We start from the raw sequence: 14,864 nt of genomic DNA, 5'->3' as shown, positions 1-14,864 counted from the left end.
GGGCGTGTCGAAAGTTTCAGCCTCAACTTTAACCTTAACGTGACCTCAGCCGTCGAAGTCTTCCGGCTCAACGTCGTCGAGGAACTCGCGGAAGCGGCGCAGTTCGCCTTCCTGGTCCACTGCTGGTGCAGGCTGGGCGTCTTCACCGTCATCGTGCTCGGTGATCCGAACTCCGGCCTCGTCCATGACGGAGTCAGCGCACCAGATGCGGCACTTGGCGCGCAGCGCCAGAGCCAGGGCATCGGAGGCACGTGAGCTGACAGTGGTACCGCTGTCGAACTGCAGCTGGCCATAAAAGATGTTGTCCTCAACCGCCACGATATTGACGCTGACCACCGTGTGGCCCAAGGCTTCCACGACGTCGAGCAGGAGGTCGTGGGTCATGGGCCGGGGCGGGACCACACCCTGTTGCGCCAGTGCGATGGCGCTTGCCTCAGGGGTTCCGATCCAGATGGGCACATGCCGTTCGCCGTGCAGCTCCCGCAGCAGCACCAGGGGTTGGTTGGAAGGCAGTTCGATGCGGACACCCACGATTTCCACTTCGATCATCAGTTGTCCATACGTGCGATGTGGTCCTGGACCAGGGCACGGTGCAGGGTGAGGCAAAGTTCGCTGATTTCCCGGGCGGCTTCGGCGGCGCGAGCCTGGGACGCGGCGTCCTTGCGGGACGCCAATGGGGCCACCACTCGCTCGACGAGGCCGAATTCGCGTTCCGCGGCGGCTTGGAAGGGGCGCAGGTGGCGAGGTTCCAGGCCGTGGCTTTCCAGCTGGACGCAGGCGCGGGCTACCTGGAGTGAGTGTTCGTCGAATCGGCCACCGCTGTGGCTGATGAGGCCGAAGCTCAACAGCGAGTGCACCAGCGGGACGCTCGCGCCTGACTCGGCCCGGAGTTGCTCTTCGCTCAGGGTCCTGCCGCGCCGCTGCAGTTCCGCAGCGAGTTCATCGGAGACAATGCGTGGTGAAACCACGACGCCGGGCGGCAGGTTTTCCGGCCGCTCTCCCCTGTCGATGGCGTCCAGGTAGTCCTTGATCACCTTGAGCGGAAGGTACTGGTCCCGTTGCAGCGCCAGGACGAACCGCAGGCGCTCCACGTCACTATCCGAGTACTGACGATATCCCGCTGGCGTGCGCCGCGGGTTGATCAGGCCTTTTTCCTCCAGGAACCGGATTTTTGACGCAGTCATGGCCGGGAAGTCGTCGCTGAGTTGTGCGAGGACTTCGCCGATGTTCAGGACCTGGGGACCCCGACGGTCCGGTTGTGCCATTGCCACAGGCAGGTGTTCCCGGATCAGCCGCGGCCTGCGACGGCAGGGCTCAGGTAGAAGGTCAGGCGGAACTTACCGATCTGGACTTCACTGCCGGACTTCAGTTCCACCGCATCCACCCGGTCTTGGTTGACATAGGTGCCGTTGAGGCTATTCTTGTCCACCACTTCGAAGCCCTTGTCCGTGCGGCGGAACTCGACATGCCGCCGGGAGACGGTGACGTCGTCCAGGAAGATGCCAGCTTCTGGGTGCCGCCCAGCGGTGGTGACGTCCGAGTCGAGCAGGAACCGGGCGCCAGCGTTCGGGCCGCTGTGGGCCACGAGCAGGGCGGAACCAGCGGGCAGTGCTTCGACGGACGTGCGTTCCTCCGCAGACAGTTGCGGAGCAGTAGCGGGTGTTTCGGCCACGGGAGTGATGTGGATCGAGGTGGTCTCCGATGCCCCAGCCGACCCCACGCCGTAATCCCCGTCGGCAGGGTTTTCGATATGGCCAGCCATGGATTCCTCCTCATTACGCAGCAGGCTCGGGCCTGCAACTCTCAATTTCCGGCCGACCTTTTCAGAAAGGTCCGGCTCCGGCTCCCAACGGCCTCTGACGTGCGGAGATACCCAGTCAAAGGTTCGGGGGCCGGACCGGCTTAACCGGCTATCTTCAGCCTACCTGCTGTTCGTACTCCGATGCACTGAGCAGTGACTCCATGGCGTCGGCGTCAGCGAGTTTGACCTCGAAAAGCCAGCCGTCGCCGTAAGGATCGGTGTTGATCAGGGCCGATTCGGTGTCCAGGGAGTCGTTGCGCGAGACGATTTCGCCGCTGACGGGTGCGTAGATGTCGCTGACACTCTTGGTGGACTCTACTTCGCCCACCACTTCGTTGGCCGTGACCTTGGTTCCGGATTCCGGCAGCTGCGCGTAGACCACGTCGCCCAAGGCATCTTGGGCGAAATCGGTGATGCCTACGCGGACTACCCCATTGGCGTCCGGGGCGGAGATCCATTCGTGTTCGGCGGTGTAGGACAGTTCTTCGGGAATGTTGGACATCAGGGGCCTTTCGTTGGATCAATCACCACTGTCGACGCCGGCCCGGAAACAGGCCGCCGCTGAAAGTATAGACACAACTTCGCGCCCGTTCACCGGTGTTTCTGCAAGGATGGGACCCATGAGCTCATGCGCTGGATTCGGCTGCTGGAATCGCTGGCGGTAGGCCGTGCCTGAAATGCCGGAAGTTGCGGCCCTGGCCGAATTCCTGGACTCGCAGCTGCGCGGGACCACGGTTTCCTCGGTGCAGATTGTCTCCTTCGCCGTTCTAAAGACAGCTGATCCACCGTTCACGGAACTGGCAGGCCAGACGGTGGCTGGAGTGCGGCGCTTCGGCAAGTTTGTCTGCATCGATACCAGCGGGCCGTCACTGGTGTTTCATTTGGCTCGAGCGGGGTGGGTTCGCTTCACCGATGCTCCCAGTTCCGCTGCCTTGAAGCGCGGCGGCAGCTATATCGCTGCCCGCTTGGCGTTTGAGGGCGAAGACGGCGCGCACGGCATGGACCTCACGGAGGCCGGCACCCGGAAAAGCCTGGCCGTGTACGTGGTGCGGGATCCGCTGGATGTCCCTGGTATCGCCGCCTTGGGCCCGGACCCGTTGGGCGCAGCGTTCGACGTCGGCATGCTGGCTGAGATTGTCGGCAGCAGTTCGCAACAGATCAAGGGACTGCTGCGGAGCCAAAGCGTGATCGCTGGGATTGGCAATGCCTACAGCGACGAAATCCTCCATGCAGCCAAGATGTCTCCTTTTGCGATCGCCAAGTCGCTGGAGCCAGCAGCCATCCAAACCCTTTTCGAGTCCATCCGCACCATTTTGGGCGCGGCTGTGGCGGAGGCGCACGGCAGGCCGCCTGCAGACTTGAAAGACGCTAAACGCAGCCACCTGCGTGTCCATGCCCGGACGGGTCAGGCCTGCCCAGTCTGCGGCGATACGGTTCACGAGGTTTCCTTCTCCGACACAGACCTGCAGTACTGTCCCACCTGCCAGACCAAGGGCAAGATCCTGGCGGACCGCCGGACGTCGAAGTTCCTCAAATAGGGTCTGCCCCAATGGCGGATGACCAGGCGGGACGACCCCGGATAAGCCTCAGGCGGCGCGCACCTGGACGGTGCCGGCATCGGCTCCAGCACCAAAGACGATCAGCTGGTTCGCGATCTTGTCCGTGAAGAACCGATCGTGACTGACCACCACCACGGCGCCCGGGAAGTGCATCAGTGCCCGCTCCATCACTTGCGTGCTGGGCAGGTCCAGGTGGTTGGTCGGTTCATCAAGCAACAGCACCGACGCGCCGGACAGCAGGCACTGGGCCATGGCCACACGTGCCCGTTGCCCACCGGACAGCTCGCGGATACGTTTTTTCTTGTCCGCTTCGGAGAACTGGAACATGGCCAAGAACCTGGCTACCGATTTTCGCGTCGCCGTCAGGGCCAGACTGTCCGGCATCGCGTTCACAGCGTGGGTCAGGGTGTCGTCCCCGTCGAGGTCGGCCAGGACCTGGTTATAGGAAATCACCCGCGCGCCGGCCGCCCACGCGACGGTGCCGCCGTCGGCCGTTTCCTCCCCTGTCAGCACCCGCAAAAGGGTGCTTTTGCCGCTGCCGTTGGCGCCCAGCACGACGATCCGGTTCCGGCGGCCGATCTCGAAATCGAGCCCGGCGAACAGGCTGCGGTCGCCGTAGCCTTTGGCCAGCCCGTTGACTCGGCAGAGGACGTCCTTGACGTGCAGGCCACGGTAGATCTCCGTGATGATCTCGTCCACCGGCCGAGGTGCACGAGATTTCTTGATGGTGGCCAATTGCCTGCCCAGGCCTTTGCTGCCGGCCTTGGCGGCTTCCCGGCGGTCCGCGATGCCTTCGGCTTCGAAGGCCAGCAGCTCAGACTCGTGCACGAACTGGGCTTCCAGGGTTTTGAGCCGGAACTGTTTGGCAATGACGTATTCGGCGAAGTTGCCGGGGTATTCGTGCAAGTGGAAATTTTCTACTTCGACGATCCGGGTGGCCACCGAGTCGAGGAACTTGCGGTCGTGCGAGACGATGATTGCTGCGCCCTTGAAGTCGCGGAACCATGACTCCAACCACTCAACGCCTGCCACATCAAGGAAGTTGGTGGGCTCATCGAGGAGCAGGACATCGGGTTCTTCAAGGATGATCTTGGCGAGGGCTGCACGGTTCCGCCAGCCGCCGGACAAGTCATCAATGGCGCAGGTGCGGTGAGCTGCCGTGAAGCCCAACGTGGTCAGGGCCTGATCAATTTTCCGCGGATAGTCCCAGCCGTCCAGCCTATCCATGTCCTCGAAGAGCTCTGCCTGGCGGATGATCTGCCGGTCTTGTTCCGGACCGCCGGAAGGATCAGCGGCGATGGCCGCCTCGATCTGCGCCAGTTCCGCTTCCAAAGCATGGACCTCATCAAAGAGGCCGTCCAGCACTTCGCTGATGGTGGCCGTACCGTCCAACTCCGAAAACTGGGAGAAGTAGCCAATCCGCAACCCGTCATCCAGGGACACCGTCCCCGAGTCCGGCTGCACTTGGTCCAGCACCAGTTTGAGCAGCGTGGTCTTGCCGGAGCCGTTTCGGCCAATCAAGCCCACCCGGTCCTTGCTCTCCAACCGAAAGAACGCCTCACGCAGGATCTGCGCGTTGTCGAAACGGACATGGACATCGTTGAGGCGAACCAGGCTCATGGGAACTCTTTCGTCATGCTCAGATGGTGCTGGAAAACCTACTGGATGACGATCATGGATCAGCGACACCACTGCTGGACCGTCCGAGGAAACAACAATGCCCTGATGAGAATCACTTCTCATCAGGGCATTTCTGTCGGGCTGACAGGATTTGAACCTGCGACCCCCTGACCCCCAGTCAGGTGCGCTACCAAGCTGCGCTACAGCCCGCTGGTTCCACCGTTCTCCGCTGATTGGCTACCAAGAATTCCTTCAAGGTTTTTATCAGCAGTCCGGCCGAACCACCTAGAAGAGCTTACACGATTCCGGGGGTGCCAATGACACTTTCCAATCGCGTGCGCCCAGGTGTGTCGCAATTAACGCTTCTTGCCACGCTTTTCGCGAACCCGCATGTTGACCTCGATGGGTGTGCCCTCGAAGCCGAAGGTTTCGCGGAGCCGGCGGGTGATAAAGCGGCGGTAGCCGGGGTCCAGGAAACCGGTGGTGAACAACACGAACTTCGGCGGCCGGCTGGAGGCCTGGGTGCCGAAGAGGATCCGGGGCTGCTTGCCGCCGCGCACCGGGTGCGGGTGCGCCGCTACCAGTTCGCCAAGGAACGCGTTCAGGCGGCCGGTGGGGATCCGTCGGTCCCAGCTTTCCAGGGCCACGTCAAGGGCAGGAACCAGCCGGTCCTTGTGCCAGCCGGTCAGCGCCGAGATGTTCACGCGCGGGGCCCAGGCAACGTGGGCCAGGTCCCGCTCGATCTCTTTCTCCAGGTAGTTGCGGCGTTCGTCGTCCAGCAAGTCCCACTTGTTGAAGGCCAGGACCAAGGCACGGCCGGATTCGATGGCCAGCTGCAGGATCCGGACGTCCTGCTCGCTGAGGACCTCGTCCACTGCCAGGAGCACGACGGCGACCTCCGCCTTCTCCAGGGCAGCCTGGGTCCGGAGGGAGGCGTAGTAGTCGGCACCCTGCGCCATGTGCTGGCGGCGGCGGATACCGGCGGTATCAACGAACCGCCAGGTCCGGTCCCCCAGCTCAATGAACTCGTCAACAGGATCCCGGGTGGTGCCGGCCGTGTTGTCGACCACCACGCGGTCCGAACCGGCCAGCTTGTTCAGCAGCGAGGACTTGCCCACGTTGGGACGGCCGATCAAGGCGATCCGGCGCGGCCCGCCGGAGCGTTCCACACCCTCAATGGTGGAGAACTCGGGCAGGGTGTCAATCACGTGGTCGAGCAGGTCTGCCACACCGCGGCCGTGGAGGGCAGAAACGGGGTACGGCTCGCCGAAGCCAAGGCCCCAGAGAGCAGCCGAATCGGATTCCTGGGCGAAGTCGTCCACCTTGTTAGCCACCATGATGACGGGCTTCTTGCTGCGGCGGAGCATCTTCATGACACCCTCATCCGTGGCGGTGGCGCCAACGGCGGAGTCCACCACGAAGAGCACCGCGTCGGCCAGCTCAACAGCCATTTCGGCCTGTTCTGCGACGCGGGCGTGGATGCCGCGGGCGTCATGCTCCCAGCCGCCGGTGTCTACCAGGGTGAAGTTCTGGCCGTTCCAGTTGGCTGCGTACATGACCCGGTCGCGAGTCACGCCAGGGGTGTCCTCCACCACTGCTTCACGCCGGCCCAGGATGCGGTTGACCAGGGTGGACTTACCCACGTTGGGTCGGCCGATGATGGCCAGGACGGGGTCAAGTTTGACCGGCCCGTCGAAGTCGGCGTCGTCGTAGTCCCCGCTGAGCAGGGCGGCGTCGTCCTCATCGAGGTCATAGTCGTCCAGCCCTGCCCGGAGGGACGCCGCGCGGAGTTCCGCTTCGTCGTCGCCGATGGCTGCGAGCCGTTCCGCCACCTGGTCGGAGCCGGAGGGGGTGTATTCGTCGTCGCCGGCGCCGGAGTGGCCGGTTGTCTGCGTGGTATCGCTCATTGCACTGTCCTTAGTGGTGGTCATCTGCCGGCGTCCCGGCTACTGCTATCAAGTCTGTTGGTTCCCCGGTGCCGGGCAGTGGCTGCCCGCTGCGGCGCACTGCGTCCTGCACATGCACCGCCATGGCCGCGCGGATTTCCTGCGCCGCCCTGTCCATTGAAGCACGGCCGGTTTCACCGGCCCTCCGCCCCAGGGTTACGGCTGGGCCGAAGCTCACGTGCAGGCGCCGCCGCGGCCGGGGCACCGTGTCCACGTGTTCATCGCCCACCCGGGTGCCCAGCACGGCGACGGGCACCACCGGCGCTCCGGACTGGAGTGCGAGCCAGGCGACGCCGCCGTTGATGTCTGCGGCGTCCCCGTTGCCCCGCGTCCCTTCAGGCAGGATCCCCACGCACCGGCCGGCGTCGAGCAGGTCCTTACACCGGTGCAGCGCGGCCCTGTCGCCGGTACGGTCCACCGGCAACTGCCCGGATGCAACCAGTACACGGCCCAGAATGCCCTTGAACATCTCCCTTTTAACCAGGATGTGCATGGGCCGCGGTGCTGCGCCAAACATCACCGGCCCGTCGAGGAAGCTGATGTGGTTGGCGGCGAAGATCACCGGTCCCCCGGTGGGAACATGGCCCTTGCCGGTGATGGTGGTCCGGTAGATGACGTGGTCCAGAAACCAGCCAACGGGCCTGCTCCACGCCATGGTCCAGTTGGCGGGCACTGCGTGTGCAGCCTCAGTCACGGTTCAACACCCTCGCCACGATCACCAGGGCGGCGTCCACGGTTTCGGCAAAGTCCAGGTCTGAGGAGTCGAGAGTCACCACGCCGTCAGCGGCCTGGGTGAAATTCACCACAGTGGAGTCTTTGGCGTCGCGGTGCGTGACCTGGGCAGCCAACTGCTCGGCAGTCTGCGTGCCGCCCAACTGGATCCCGCGGCGGCGGAGCCGTGCCTCTTCGCTGGCAGTCAGGAGCATCCGCACTTCCGCCCCGGGCGCGACGACGGTGGTGATGTCCCTGCCTTCCACCACAATGCGCCGGTGATGTTTTTCGATCAATTCCCGTTGCCGACGAATCAGTTCGGTCCGCGCCCCCAGGGTGGTGGCCACGGCGCTGACGGCGGCCGAGATGGCCGGTTCCCGGATGGCCTCGGTCACGTCCACGCCGGCAACCCTGACAAACTCTTCGTGCGGGCTGGAGCTGAGGTCGAGGACCATGTCGCGGGAGGCTTGCTCCACGGCGGCACCGTCCGTCAGATCGATGCCTTGCGAGACGCAGAACCAGGTCACCGCGCGGTACATGGCACCCGTGTCCAGGTACGCCAAACGAAGCCGGTGCGCTACTTCCTTGCTGACGCTGGATTTGCCCGAGCCTGACGGCCCGTCAATCGCCACCACCAGCGGCCTGCCCTGCCGGAGCGACGGGACAGTGTCGAGGAGTTCCTGTGTCATTACTGCAATACCCGCCATCCACGGTCGTTGAGTGCTTCGATCAGGTGGTCGTGTTTATTCGGCAACACTGACAATTCCACCATGCCCACGTTCTGGCCGGAGGAGTGATCGAGCCGAAGGTCTTCAAGGTTGACCCCAATTTCGCCAATCTCGGTCAGCAACCGGGCAATCTGTCCTGGCGTGTCATCCACCAGGACCGTCAGCCATGAGTAAGCCTGTGGTGGTCCACCGTGCTTGCCAGGGATCCTGGCCTGGCCGGCGTTTCCTTCGCTGATCAGTTGCGCCAAGTCCAGCCGGGCGCCCGGAGCGGCCGGATCCTCAAGGGTGCCAATGAGACGGTTCAGGTCCTCGCGGACGCCGTAGAGGATTTCCACCATCTTGGCGGCGTTGCCACCGAGGATCTGCACCCAGAGGGTGGGGTCACTGGCAGCAATCCGGGTCACGTCCCGGAGCCCGTTTCCTGCCAAGGACAACGCATGCAAGGGCGTGCCCTGGAGCCGGCTGGCCAGCAGCGAGGACATCACCTGCGGCAGGTGCGAGACCAAAGCCACCGCTTCGTCATGCTCATCTGCGGAGAACTGCGACACCACGGCACCCAGGTCCGTCGCCAGTGAACGGGCAACAGTGAGTGCCGCATCAGTAGAGACATCGGTGGGGCAAAGCACCCAGGGCATGGAAGTAAACAACTCGCCCCGCGCAGCCACCGGCCCTGACTTTTCCCGCCCGGCCATGGGATGGGTACCCACGTACCGGGACAGGTCATCGCCCGTAGCCCGCAGCTGGGCCAGGATGTCAGCCTTGACGCTGGCAATGTCCACCACCGTAGCGGCCGGGTAGTCGCGCAATGCGCCGGTCACCACGGCAGCCGTGACGTCTGGCGGAGCTGCCACCACCACAAGCTGCGGCTGGGCGGCACCTAAGTCGGCCAAGGGCCGACCGGCACCAATATCCACGGCAACAGCCTGGTTGGTGGGCGAAGGGTCGCTGAGGTAGACCGGGATCCCCCGGCCCCGCAGCCCCAACCCGATGCTCGCGCCGAGCAGGCCCGTGCCCAGGACCACCACCGGACCATCAAGATGGCCCCGGCCGTGGTTGCGAAAAGCTGACATGCCTAGAGTCCTACAGATGCCAGCAGGTGGCCGACTTCCTGCCTGCCGAGGTTGCGGATGCTGCCCTGGCGCTGATCGCCCAGGCCGATGGGGCCAATCTTCACGCGCACCAGTCGGAGCACCGGGAAGCCCACGGCATCGAACAAGCGGCGGACAATCCGGTTCTTGCCGGAGTGCAAAACTACCTCGATCAGCACGTGCCCCGGGGTAGAATCCACCAGCCGGAAGGAGTCCACCGAAGCGAAGCCGTCCTCAAGCTCAACGCCCGACTTCAGCTGGGCGCCCACGCCCTGCGGGAACGGCCCGCGGACCTGGACCAGGTACGTCTTGGGCACCTCGTAGGAGGGGTGCGTCAGCCGGTTGGCCAGTTCGCCGTCGTTGGTCAGCAGGAGCAGCCCTTCGGTGCCCACGTCCAAGCGGCCCACGTGGAACAGCCGTTCGCCGTGGCTGTGCTTAATGAAATCGCTGATGCATGGCCGGCCCTCGGGGTCTTCCATGGTGGACACGACACCCTTGGGCTTGTTGAAGACCAAGTAGGAGAGCGTTTCGTCGAGTTGGATGCGCAGGCCGTCCACATGGACCACTGCGGTCTTGGGGTCGATCCGGACACCGAGTTCGGTAACTACCTGACCGTCAACCTCAACGCGGCCTTCAGCGATCATTTCTTCGCAGACGCGGCGTGACGCCACGCCCGCCTGGGCCATGACCTTCTGCAGGCGTACGCCGTCAACATCGTGGAGATCCGACTGCGGCACCGGGCCGCTGGGGCCCTTCCTGCGGGTAGGGCGGCGAATCGGGCCCAGGTTCTGACCGAACCGTTCGCTGCCGAAGGCACGCGATGCTGCTGCGCCCGGCTTGCCGGTGCGCGGCTTGGCCTTCGGCGCGCCGGGAGTGCCGGGCACCTTTTTGTCGCCGGGCTTGCGGGCGGCGGGCTTGCGCGACGACGACCGGGCCTGGCTTTGCTCCGGTGCGCGGCCGGCGTCGGGACCTGCAAGGTCCGGGTCGATGAAGCGCTCCTCGCGCGGCTTGGGTGCGCGCTGCGGCCGATCGCCGCCTGCAAAGCCGCCAGCGTTGAAGCCGCCGGCGCGTTTGGGGGCGCCGCCGCGGGATCCGCCGCTGAAGTTTCCCCCTTGGGGGGTGTTGCGTCCAGAACCGCCGCGCGCTGCGCCGCCCCGTCCTGAACCGTTACGTGGTGAACCCTGGCGTCCCGCCTGTGTCATGACCCGTCCTTTGTGTGTTGGCCGGCAAAGGTGTCTATAGACAACCCTAGCCAGCCGTGCAGATTTCGTCTGCCCTGATGAGTATTTCGAGCAGGCCAAGAAGTACCTTGGCCTACATTCGTTCGGCGTCGTAGAACTCCGCGATGCCATCGAGCCCTGGAAGGTGCGGCGACAATTGCGGCAACTCCACCACGGAGCTGATGCCCATCCGTTCCAGGAAATACGAGGTAGTCCGGTAGAGGATGGCGCCAGACTCGGGATCCTGTCCCGAGTCTTCAATCAGCCCGCGCTGAGCGAGTGTCCGTACGACAGAGTCAACATTGACCCCGCGAATTGCAGACACCCGTGCCCGTGAGACGGGCTGGCGGTACGCGATGACCGCGAGCGTTTCCAATGCCGCCTGCGTGAGCCTGGCTGTCTGTCCCTCCAACACGTATTTGCCCACGATCTCGGCGAAATCCGTGCGGGAATAGATTCGCCAGCCACCGGCGATATTCCGCAATTCAAAACCCCGGGGGCTGGAGCCGAAACCAGCGTTGCTGGCCTTCTCCATATCCGGGGCTTTAACAGTATAGCCGTTATAGTCGCGCTGCAGCTCAAGGAGCAGCCCGGCCACCGTGGGGACGTCCAGGTCCAGGCCGGCTGCAAGCTCTGCCTCAGTGGCTGGCTGGTCCAAAACCATCAGGACCGCTTCGAGGGCAGCCTTCGCCCCGCCGGGAAGATCGGTGACGCCGGGCAACTGCTCGTTGTCGGTCTGGTCTGGTGTGCTCACTGTGGGTCCTCGTACTCTTCGCTGACGTTATCCGCCGACCAGGTGCTCCCGCTTGCGGTCCAGTGGACGGCCAGTTCGGCCAAAGGTGCCAGTTGGTCAAACGTGACTGCTTTGTCTCTGAACAGTTCAAGGAGGGCAAGGAAACGGGCCACCACCACCAGCGGTGAGCTGGCATCCGCGATCAATGCCCGGAACGTCAATGGTGACTGGCGCTGGAGCCGGCGGCCCACCAATTCCGCTTCTTCCTTGACGCTGACGTTGCTGCTGTGGCCATGCAAGTGCGCCAGGCCAACCTCGTTGGGCTGCGGGGTTTTCGGTTGCAGCGCAGCAGCGGCCAGGGCAGCGAACTGCTCGGGCGTGTGCTTCCACACCAGTTCCGGCAGCATGGCCGCAAAGTGGTCTTCCAGGGCCACTTGGCGCGGGAACCGCTGGCTTTCGTGCTCCAGCGTCACGGACATCAATGCCGCCACCTGCTTGAAGGCTCGGTATTGCAGGAGCCGCGCGAACAGCAAGTCACGGGCTTCCAGGAGGGCAATGTCTTCTTCATCATCAACCGCTCCGGCGGGCAGGAGTCGGGCAGCTTTGAGATCCAGCAGGGTGGCCGCAATGACCAGGAACTCACTGGCCTCGTCCAGATCCCAGTTGTTTCCCTGCTCCTGCAGGTTGCGGATGTACTTGATGAACTCATCGGTAACGGTGGCGATAGCCACGTCCGTGATATCCATCTGGTGCTTGGCGATCAGCCCCAGCAACACGTCAAAAGGGCCGGTGAAGTTGGCGAGCCGAACCTCGAAGGCGGGCTTGGTGTCGACCACGGTGTGGCTAGGGAGCGCCGCCACGGGAGATCAGTTCCTTGGCCAGGCGACGGTAGGCATCGGCACCAATATGGTTCCCGGCGTAGCTGGTGATGGGTTCTGCAGCCACGGTGGCGTCGGCGAACTTGATGGACCGCTTGATGACGGTCTCGAAGACCTTGTCCCCGAAAGCCTCGACCAGGCGGGTGATGACCTCGCGGCTGTGCAGGGTCCGGGCGTCGTACATGGTGGCCAGGACGCCGTCCACCTGCAGCCTGGGGTTGAGCCGGTCCTGGACCTTGTCGATGGTTTCTACCAACAGGGCAACCGCGCGGAGCGCAAAGAATTCACAGATCAGCGGGATGATGACGCCGTGCGCTGCCGTGAGGGCGTTGACCGTCAACAGACCCAGCGACGGCTGGCAGTCGATCAAGACGACGTCGTAATCGTCTTCCACCTTCTTCAGCGCCCGGTCGAGCACCTGCTCGCGCGCCACCTCATTGACCAGTTGCACCTCGGCGGCGGACAGGTCGATGTTGGCGGGCAGCAGGTCGACGTTTTCGACGCCGGTGTGGTGGATGGCATCGCGGATGTCCACCTTGCGATCCATCAGGACGTTGTAGACCGTGAGATCCAGCTCGTGCGGGTTGACACCGAGGCCTGCAGACAGGGCACCTTGGGGATCGAAGTCCACCAGCAAGACCTTGCGGCCAAACTCGGCGAGCGCTGCTGCCAGGTTGATGGTGGAGGTGGTCTTCCCCACGCCACCCTTCTGGTTAACCATGGCAATCACGCGGGCGGGCCCGTGGGAAGACAGCGGTGCGGGTTCCGGGAATTCGCGGTAGGGACGCCCGGTGGGGCCCATGACCTTGTCCTCAAGATCGAGGTCCGTGCCCTCCAGAGTTGCCGAACCCTGATCGCTGCTCACGTATCTATCCACACTTTCGATGACGGTGATTGCAGGCTCCCGGACGGCCGGAAGCATGCCTTCTTCTCACCAAGGTTACAGCCGCGAGCACGGCTTTCCGGTCAACTTGACTTTCTGCGAATGTTGAGCCTTGACCCTCTAGTTGAGGTCGAAGGTTGCCCCCACTCCCCCTGCTCACGCCAAACAACACCGCCCCCGCAGCGTGGTGCTGCGGGGGCGGTGTCGGTTGCCAGACGCTGTGCGGTGGTTGCTGCTAGGCGTTGACGGGAACGGGCTTCTGGTCGGCTGTTGGCTCGTCGGTAACCTCGCCGTGGCCGGCGATCATGGTCTGCTCGTCGAACGGTTCTTCACCGGACAGCACCCGGTTGACTTGGGCATTGTCGATCTCCTTGACCCAGGTGCCCACCAGGACGGTGGCCACTGCGTTGCCGGTGAAGTTGGTCAGGGCGCGGGCCTCGGACATGAACCGGTCGATCCCGACGATCATGCCCACGCCGCCGAGCAGTTCAGGCTTGTGGGCCTGCAGGCCGGCTGCCAGGGTGGCCAGGCCGGCGCCGGTGACGCCTGCCGCACCCTTGGAGGCGATGATCATGAAGACCAGCAGCGATACCTGGGCGCCGAGGTCCAGCGGGGTGCCCATGGCGTTGGCGACGAACAGCGATGCCATGGTCAGGTAGATCGCAGTGCCGTCAAGGTTGAAGGAGTAGCCGGTGGGGACCGTGACGCCTACCACGGGCTTGGAGACACCCAGGTGCTCCATCTTGGCGATCAGGCGGGGCAGTGCTGCTTCGGAGGATGAGGTGGAGAAGATGAGCAGGTATTCGCGGCCCAGGTACTTCATCAACTTGAAAATGTTGAAGCCAGTGACCAGTTTGAGCAGGCCGCCGAGGATGATGACGATGAACAGGGCGCAGGTGATGTAGAAGGCAAGCATCAGGGTGAACATGCTCACGATTGCCTGGAAGCCGGTGGCGCCAACCACGGCGGCGATGGCACCGAAAGCGCCGATCGGGGCAAGCCACATGATCATGATCAAGATGCGGAACACGAGGGTCTGGCCGTGGCCGATCGCCTTCAGGATCGGAGCGCCCTGCGGGCCCATCTTCTGCAGTGCGAAGCCCACCAGGATGGCGGCGAGAAGCGTCGGGAGGACTGGGATATCACCGGGGATGATGCCCAGCAGGAAGGCTACCGTGGGGTCTGTGGCGGCCGGCTTGGTGGGATCGTAGGGGGTGAGCTTGAGGCCTTCGCCGGGGTGGATCAGGTTGCCGACCACCAGGCCGATGGCCAGGGCGAAGGTGGACATCAGGACGAAGTAACCAAGGGCCAGGCCGCCGACCTTGCCCACCGTCGCGGCTTTGGCGATCGAGCCAATGCCCAGGACGATGGTGCAGAAGATCACGGGGCCGATCATCATCTTGATGAGTTTGATGAAGCCGTCACCCAAAGGCTTGAGGGACTTGCCAACCTCGGGGAACATCAGGCCAACCACGGCGCCGAGGATCACGGCGGCGATGACGGCGATGTAGAGATAGTGCGATTTGTCGATGCCCTTGCGCTTCTTCTTAAGGGTGCCGAGCGACTCTCCTCGTTGAGAGGCCATGATGTGTCTCCTTATGGATAATCTGGAAGACGCTACGGCTCGTGTTCTGGATCCCGATGCGTCCTTGCGGTGTGATGTCCATCATTGGGCACGCCGTGATCCAGGTCACCGT

General features: G+C 63.9%; 15 protein-coding genes and 1 tRNA gene. 1 reads left to right on the top strand and 15 read right to left on the bottom strand.

All coding sequences use genetic code 11. The annotated features are described in order from the left end of the window. Nucleotides 1–45: 45 nt before the first annotated feature. From PSET11_RS15340 to gcvH, 4 genes are all read right to left on the bottom strand, one after another. The gene (locus PSET11_RS15340; protein ID WP_124093197.1) at nt 46–549 is read right to left on the bottom strand and encodes a bifunctional nuclease family protein; all 504 of its coding nucleotides are present in this window, start codon (nt 547–549) and stop codon (nt 46–48) included. Further along, nucleotides 549–1,265 carry a transcriptional regulator FtsR gene (gene ftsR / locus PSET11_RS15335; RefSeq protein ID WP_124093196.1) on the bottom strand — a complete coding sequence of 239 codons (717 nt, stop codon included), beginning with the start codon at nt 1,263–1,265 and terminating at the stop codon, nt 549–551. Before ftsR ends, PSET11_RS15340 begins: the two co-directional genes overlap by 1 nt. Before the next feature lie 23 nt (nt 1,266–1,288). Next, nucleotides 1,289–1,762 (bottom strand): FHA domain-containing protein, encoded by a 474-nt coding sequence (locus PSET11_RS15330; RefSeq protein WP_124093195.1) that lies wholly within the window; start codon nt 1,760–1,762, stop codon nt 1,289–1,291. Between the two features lie 154 nt (nt 1,763–1,916). Further along, the gene (gene gcvH / locus PSET11_RS15325) at nt 1,917–2,303 is read right to left on the bottom strand and encodes a glycine cleavage system protein GcvH (protein WP_124093194.1); all 387 of its coding nucleotides are present in this window, start codon (nt 2,301–2,303) and stop codon (nt 1,917–1,919) included. 166 nt (nt 2,304–2,469) lie between these two features. Here gcvH and PSET11_RS15320 point away from each other — a divergent pair, with 166 nt between their 5' ends. Continuing rightward, nucleotides 2,470–3,339, top strand: a complete 870-nt coding sequence (locus tag PSET11_RS15320) for a DNA-formamidopyrimidine glycosylase family protein (RefSeq protein ID WP_124093193.1) — start codon at nt 2,470–2,472, stop codon at nt 3,337–3,339. Nucleotides 3,340–3,387: 48 nt separating this feature from the next. Here PSET11_RS15320 and PSET11_RS15315 read toward each other — a convergent pair whose 3' ends face one another. From PSET11_RS15315 to PSET11_RS15265, 11 genes are all read right to left on the bottom strand, one after another. Continuing rightward, nucleotides 3,388–4,980, bottom strand: coding sequence for an ABC-F family ATP-binding cassette domain-containing protein (locus tag PSET11_RS15315; protein ID WP_160118992.1), 1,593 nt, complete (start codon nt 4,978–4,980; stop codon nt 3,388–3,390). A gap of 136 nt (nt 4,981–5,116) precedes the next feature. Further along, nucleotides 5,117–5,190, bottom strand: a tRNA-Pro gene (locus PSET11_RS15310). Nucleotides 5,191–5,336: 146 nt separating this feature from the next. Continuing rightward, nucleotides 5,337–6,887: a ribosome biogenesis GTPase Der gene (gene der, locus PSET11_RS15305; protein WP_124093191.1), complete on the bottom strand. Its 1,551-nt coding sequence runs from the start codon at nt 6,885–6,887 to the stop codon at nt 5,337–5,339. 10 nt (nt 6,888–6,897) lie between these two features. Then, entirely contained in the window at nt 6,898–7,581 is a 684-nt protein-coding gene (locus PSET11_RS15300; RefSeq protein WP_124093286.1) for a lysophospholipid acyltransferase family protein, read from the bottom strand. Nucleotides 7,582–7,612: 31 nt separating this feature from the next. Continuing rightward, a complete protein-coding gene (gene cmk, locus PSET11_RS15295; RefSeq protein ID WP_124093190.1) occupies nt 7,613–8,326 on the bottom strand; it encodes a (d)CMP kinase in 714 nt (237 codons plus the stop codon). Next, the gene (locus PSET11_RS15290; protein WP_124093189.1) at nt 8,326–9,435 is read right to left on the bottom strand and encodes a prephenate dehydrogenase; all 1,110 of its coding nucleotides are present in this window, start codon (nt 9,433–9,435) and stop codon (nt 8,326–8,328) included. The genes cmk and PSET11_RS15290 overlap by 1 nt, the downstream gene beginning before the upstream one ends. A gap of 2 nt (nt 9,436–9,437) precedes the next feature. After that, complete coding sequence (locus PSET11_RS15285) at nt 9,438–10,655, bottom strand: pseudouridine synthase (protein WP_124093188.1); 1,218 nt, start codon at nt 10,653–10,655, stop codon at nt 9,438–9,440. Between the two features lie 112 nt (nt 10,656–10,767). Further along, a complete protein-coding gene (scpB, locus tag PSET11_RS15280) occupies nt 10,768–11,427 on the bottom strand; it encodes an SMC-Scp complex subunit ScpB (RefSeq protein ID WP_124093187.1) in 660 nt (219 codons plus the stop codon). Next, the gene (locus tag PSET11_RS15275) at nt 11,424–12,266 is read right to left on the bottom strand and encodes a segregation and condensation protein A (RefSeq protein ID WP_377946749.1); all 843 of its coding nucleotides are present in this window, start codon (nt 12,264–12,266) and stop codon (nt 11,424–11,426) included. The genes scpB and PSET11_RS15275 overlap by 4 nt, the downstream gene beginning before the upstream one ends. Then, on the bottom strand, nt 12,250–13,149 hold the full coding sequence (locus PSET11_RS15270) for a ParA family protein (RefSeq protein WP_124093186.1): 900 nt from the start codon (nt 13,147–13,149) through the stop codon (nt 12,250–12,252). The genes PSET11_RS15275 and PSET11_RS15270 overlap by 17 nt, the downstream gene beginning before the upstream one ends. Nucleotides 13,150–13,402: 253 nt before the next feature. Continuing rightward, the gene (locus PSET11_RS15265; RefSeq protein WP_124093185.1) at nt 13,403–14,752 is read right to left on the bottom strand and encodes a cation:dicarboxylate symporter family transporter; all 1,350 of its coding nucleotides are present in this window, start codon (nt 14,750–14,752) and stop codon (nt 13,403–13,405) included. Nucleotides 14,753–14,864 lie beyond the last annotated feature (112 nt).

This window comes from Arthrobacter ulcerisalmonis, assembly GCF_900609065.1.
Classification (GTDB): Bacteria; Actinomycetota; Actinomycetes; order Actinomycetales; family Micrococcaceae; genus Arthrobacter; species Arthrobacter ulcerisalmonis.
The sequence above is the reverse complement of the archived record's forward strand: the minus strand, read 5'-3'. Positions and strand labels throughout refer to the sequence as shown.

What these genes read in the sequence shown, in the direction of transcription:
- der (WP_124093191.1), bottom strand. Translation starts at nt 6,887, where the DNA reads ATGAGCGATACCACGCAGACAACCGGCCACTCCGGCGCCGGCGACGAC.
- PSET11_RS15285 (WP_124093188.1), bottom strand. Translation starts at nt 10,655, where the DNA reads ATGACACAGGCGGGACGCCAGGGTTCACCACGTAACGGTTCAGGACGG.
- PSET11_RS15340 (WP_124093197.1), bottom strand. Translation starts at nt 549, where the DNA reads ATGATCGAAGTGGAAATCGTGGGTGTCCGCATCGAACTGCCTTCCAAC.
- gcvH (WP_124093194.1), bottom strand. Translation starts at nt 2,303, where the DNA reads ATGTCCAACATTCCCGAAGAACTGTCCTACACCGCCGAACACGAATGG.
- PSET11_RS15300 (WP_124093286.1), bottom strand. Translation starts at nt 7,581, where the DNA reads ATGGCGTGGAGCAGGCCCGTTGGCTGGTTTCTGGACCACGTCATCTAC.
- ftsR (WP_124093196.1), bottom strand. Translation starts at nt 1,265, where the DNA reads ATGGCACAACCGGACCGTCGGGGTCCCCAGGTCCTGAACATCGGCGAA.
- PSET11_RS15290 (WP_124093189.1), bottom strand. Translation starts at nt 9,435, where the DNA reads ATGTCAGCTTTTCGCAACCACGGCCGGGGCCATCTTGATGGTCCGGTG.
- cmk (WP_124093190.1), bottom strand. Translation starts at nt 8,326, where the DNA reads ATGACACAGGAACTCCTCGACACTGTCCCGTCGCTCCGGCAGGGCAGG.
- PSET11_RS15265 (WP_124093185.1), bottom strand. Translation starts at nt 14,752, where the DNA reads ATGGCCTCTCAACGAGGAGAGTCGCTCGGCACCCTTAAGAAGAAGCGC.
- PSET11_RS15315 (WP_160118992.1), bottom strand. Translation starts at nt 4,980, where the DNA reads ATGAGCCTGGTTCGCCTCAACGATGTCCATGTCCGTTTCGACAACGCG.
- PSET11_RS15330 (WP_124093195.1), bottom strand. Translation starts at nt 1,762, where the DNA reads ATGGCTGGCCATATCGAAAACCCTGCCGACGGGGATTACGGCGTGGGG.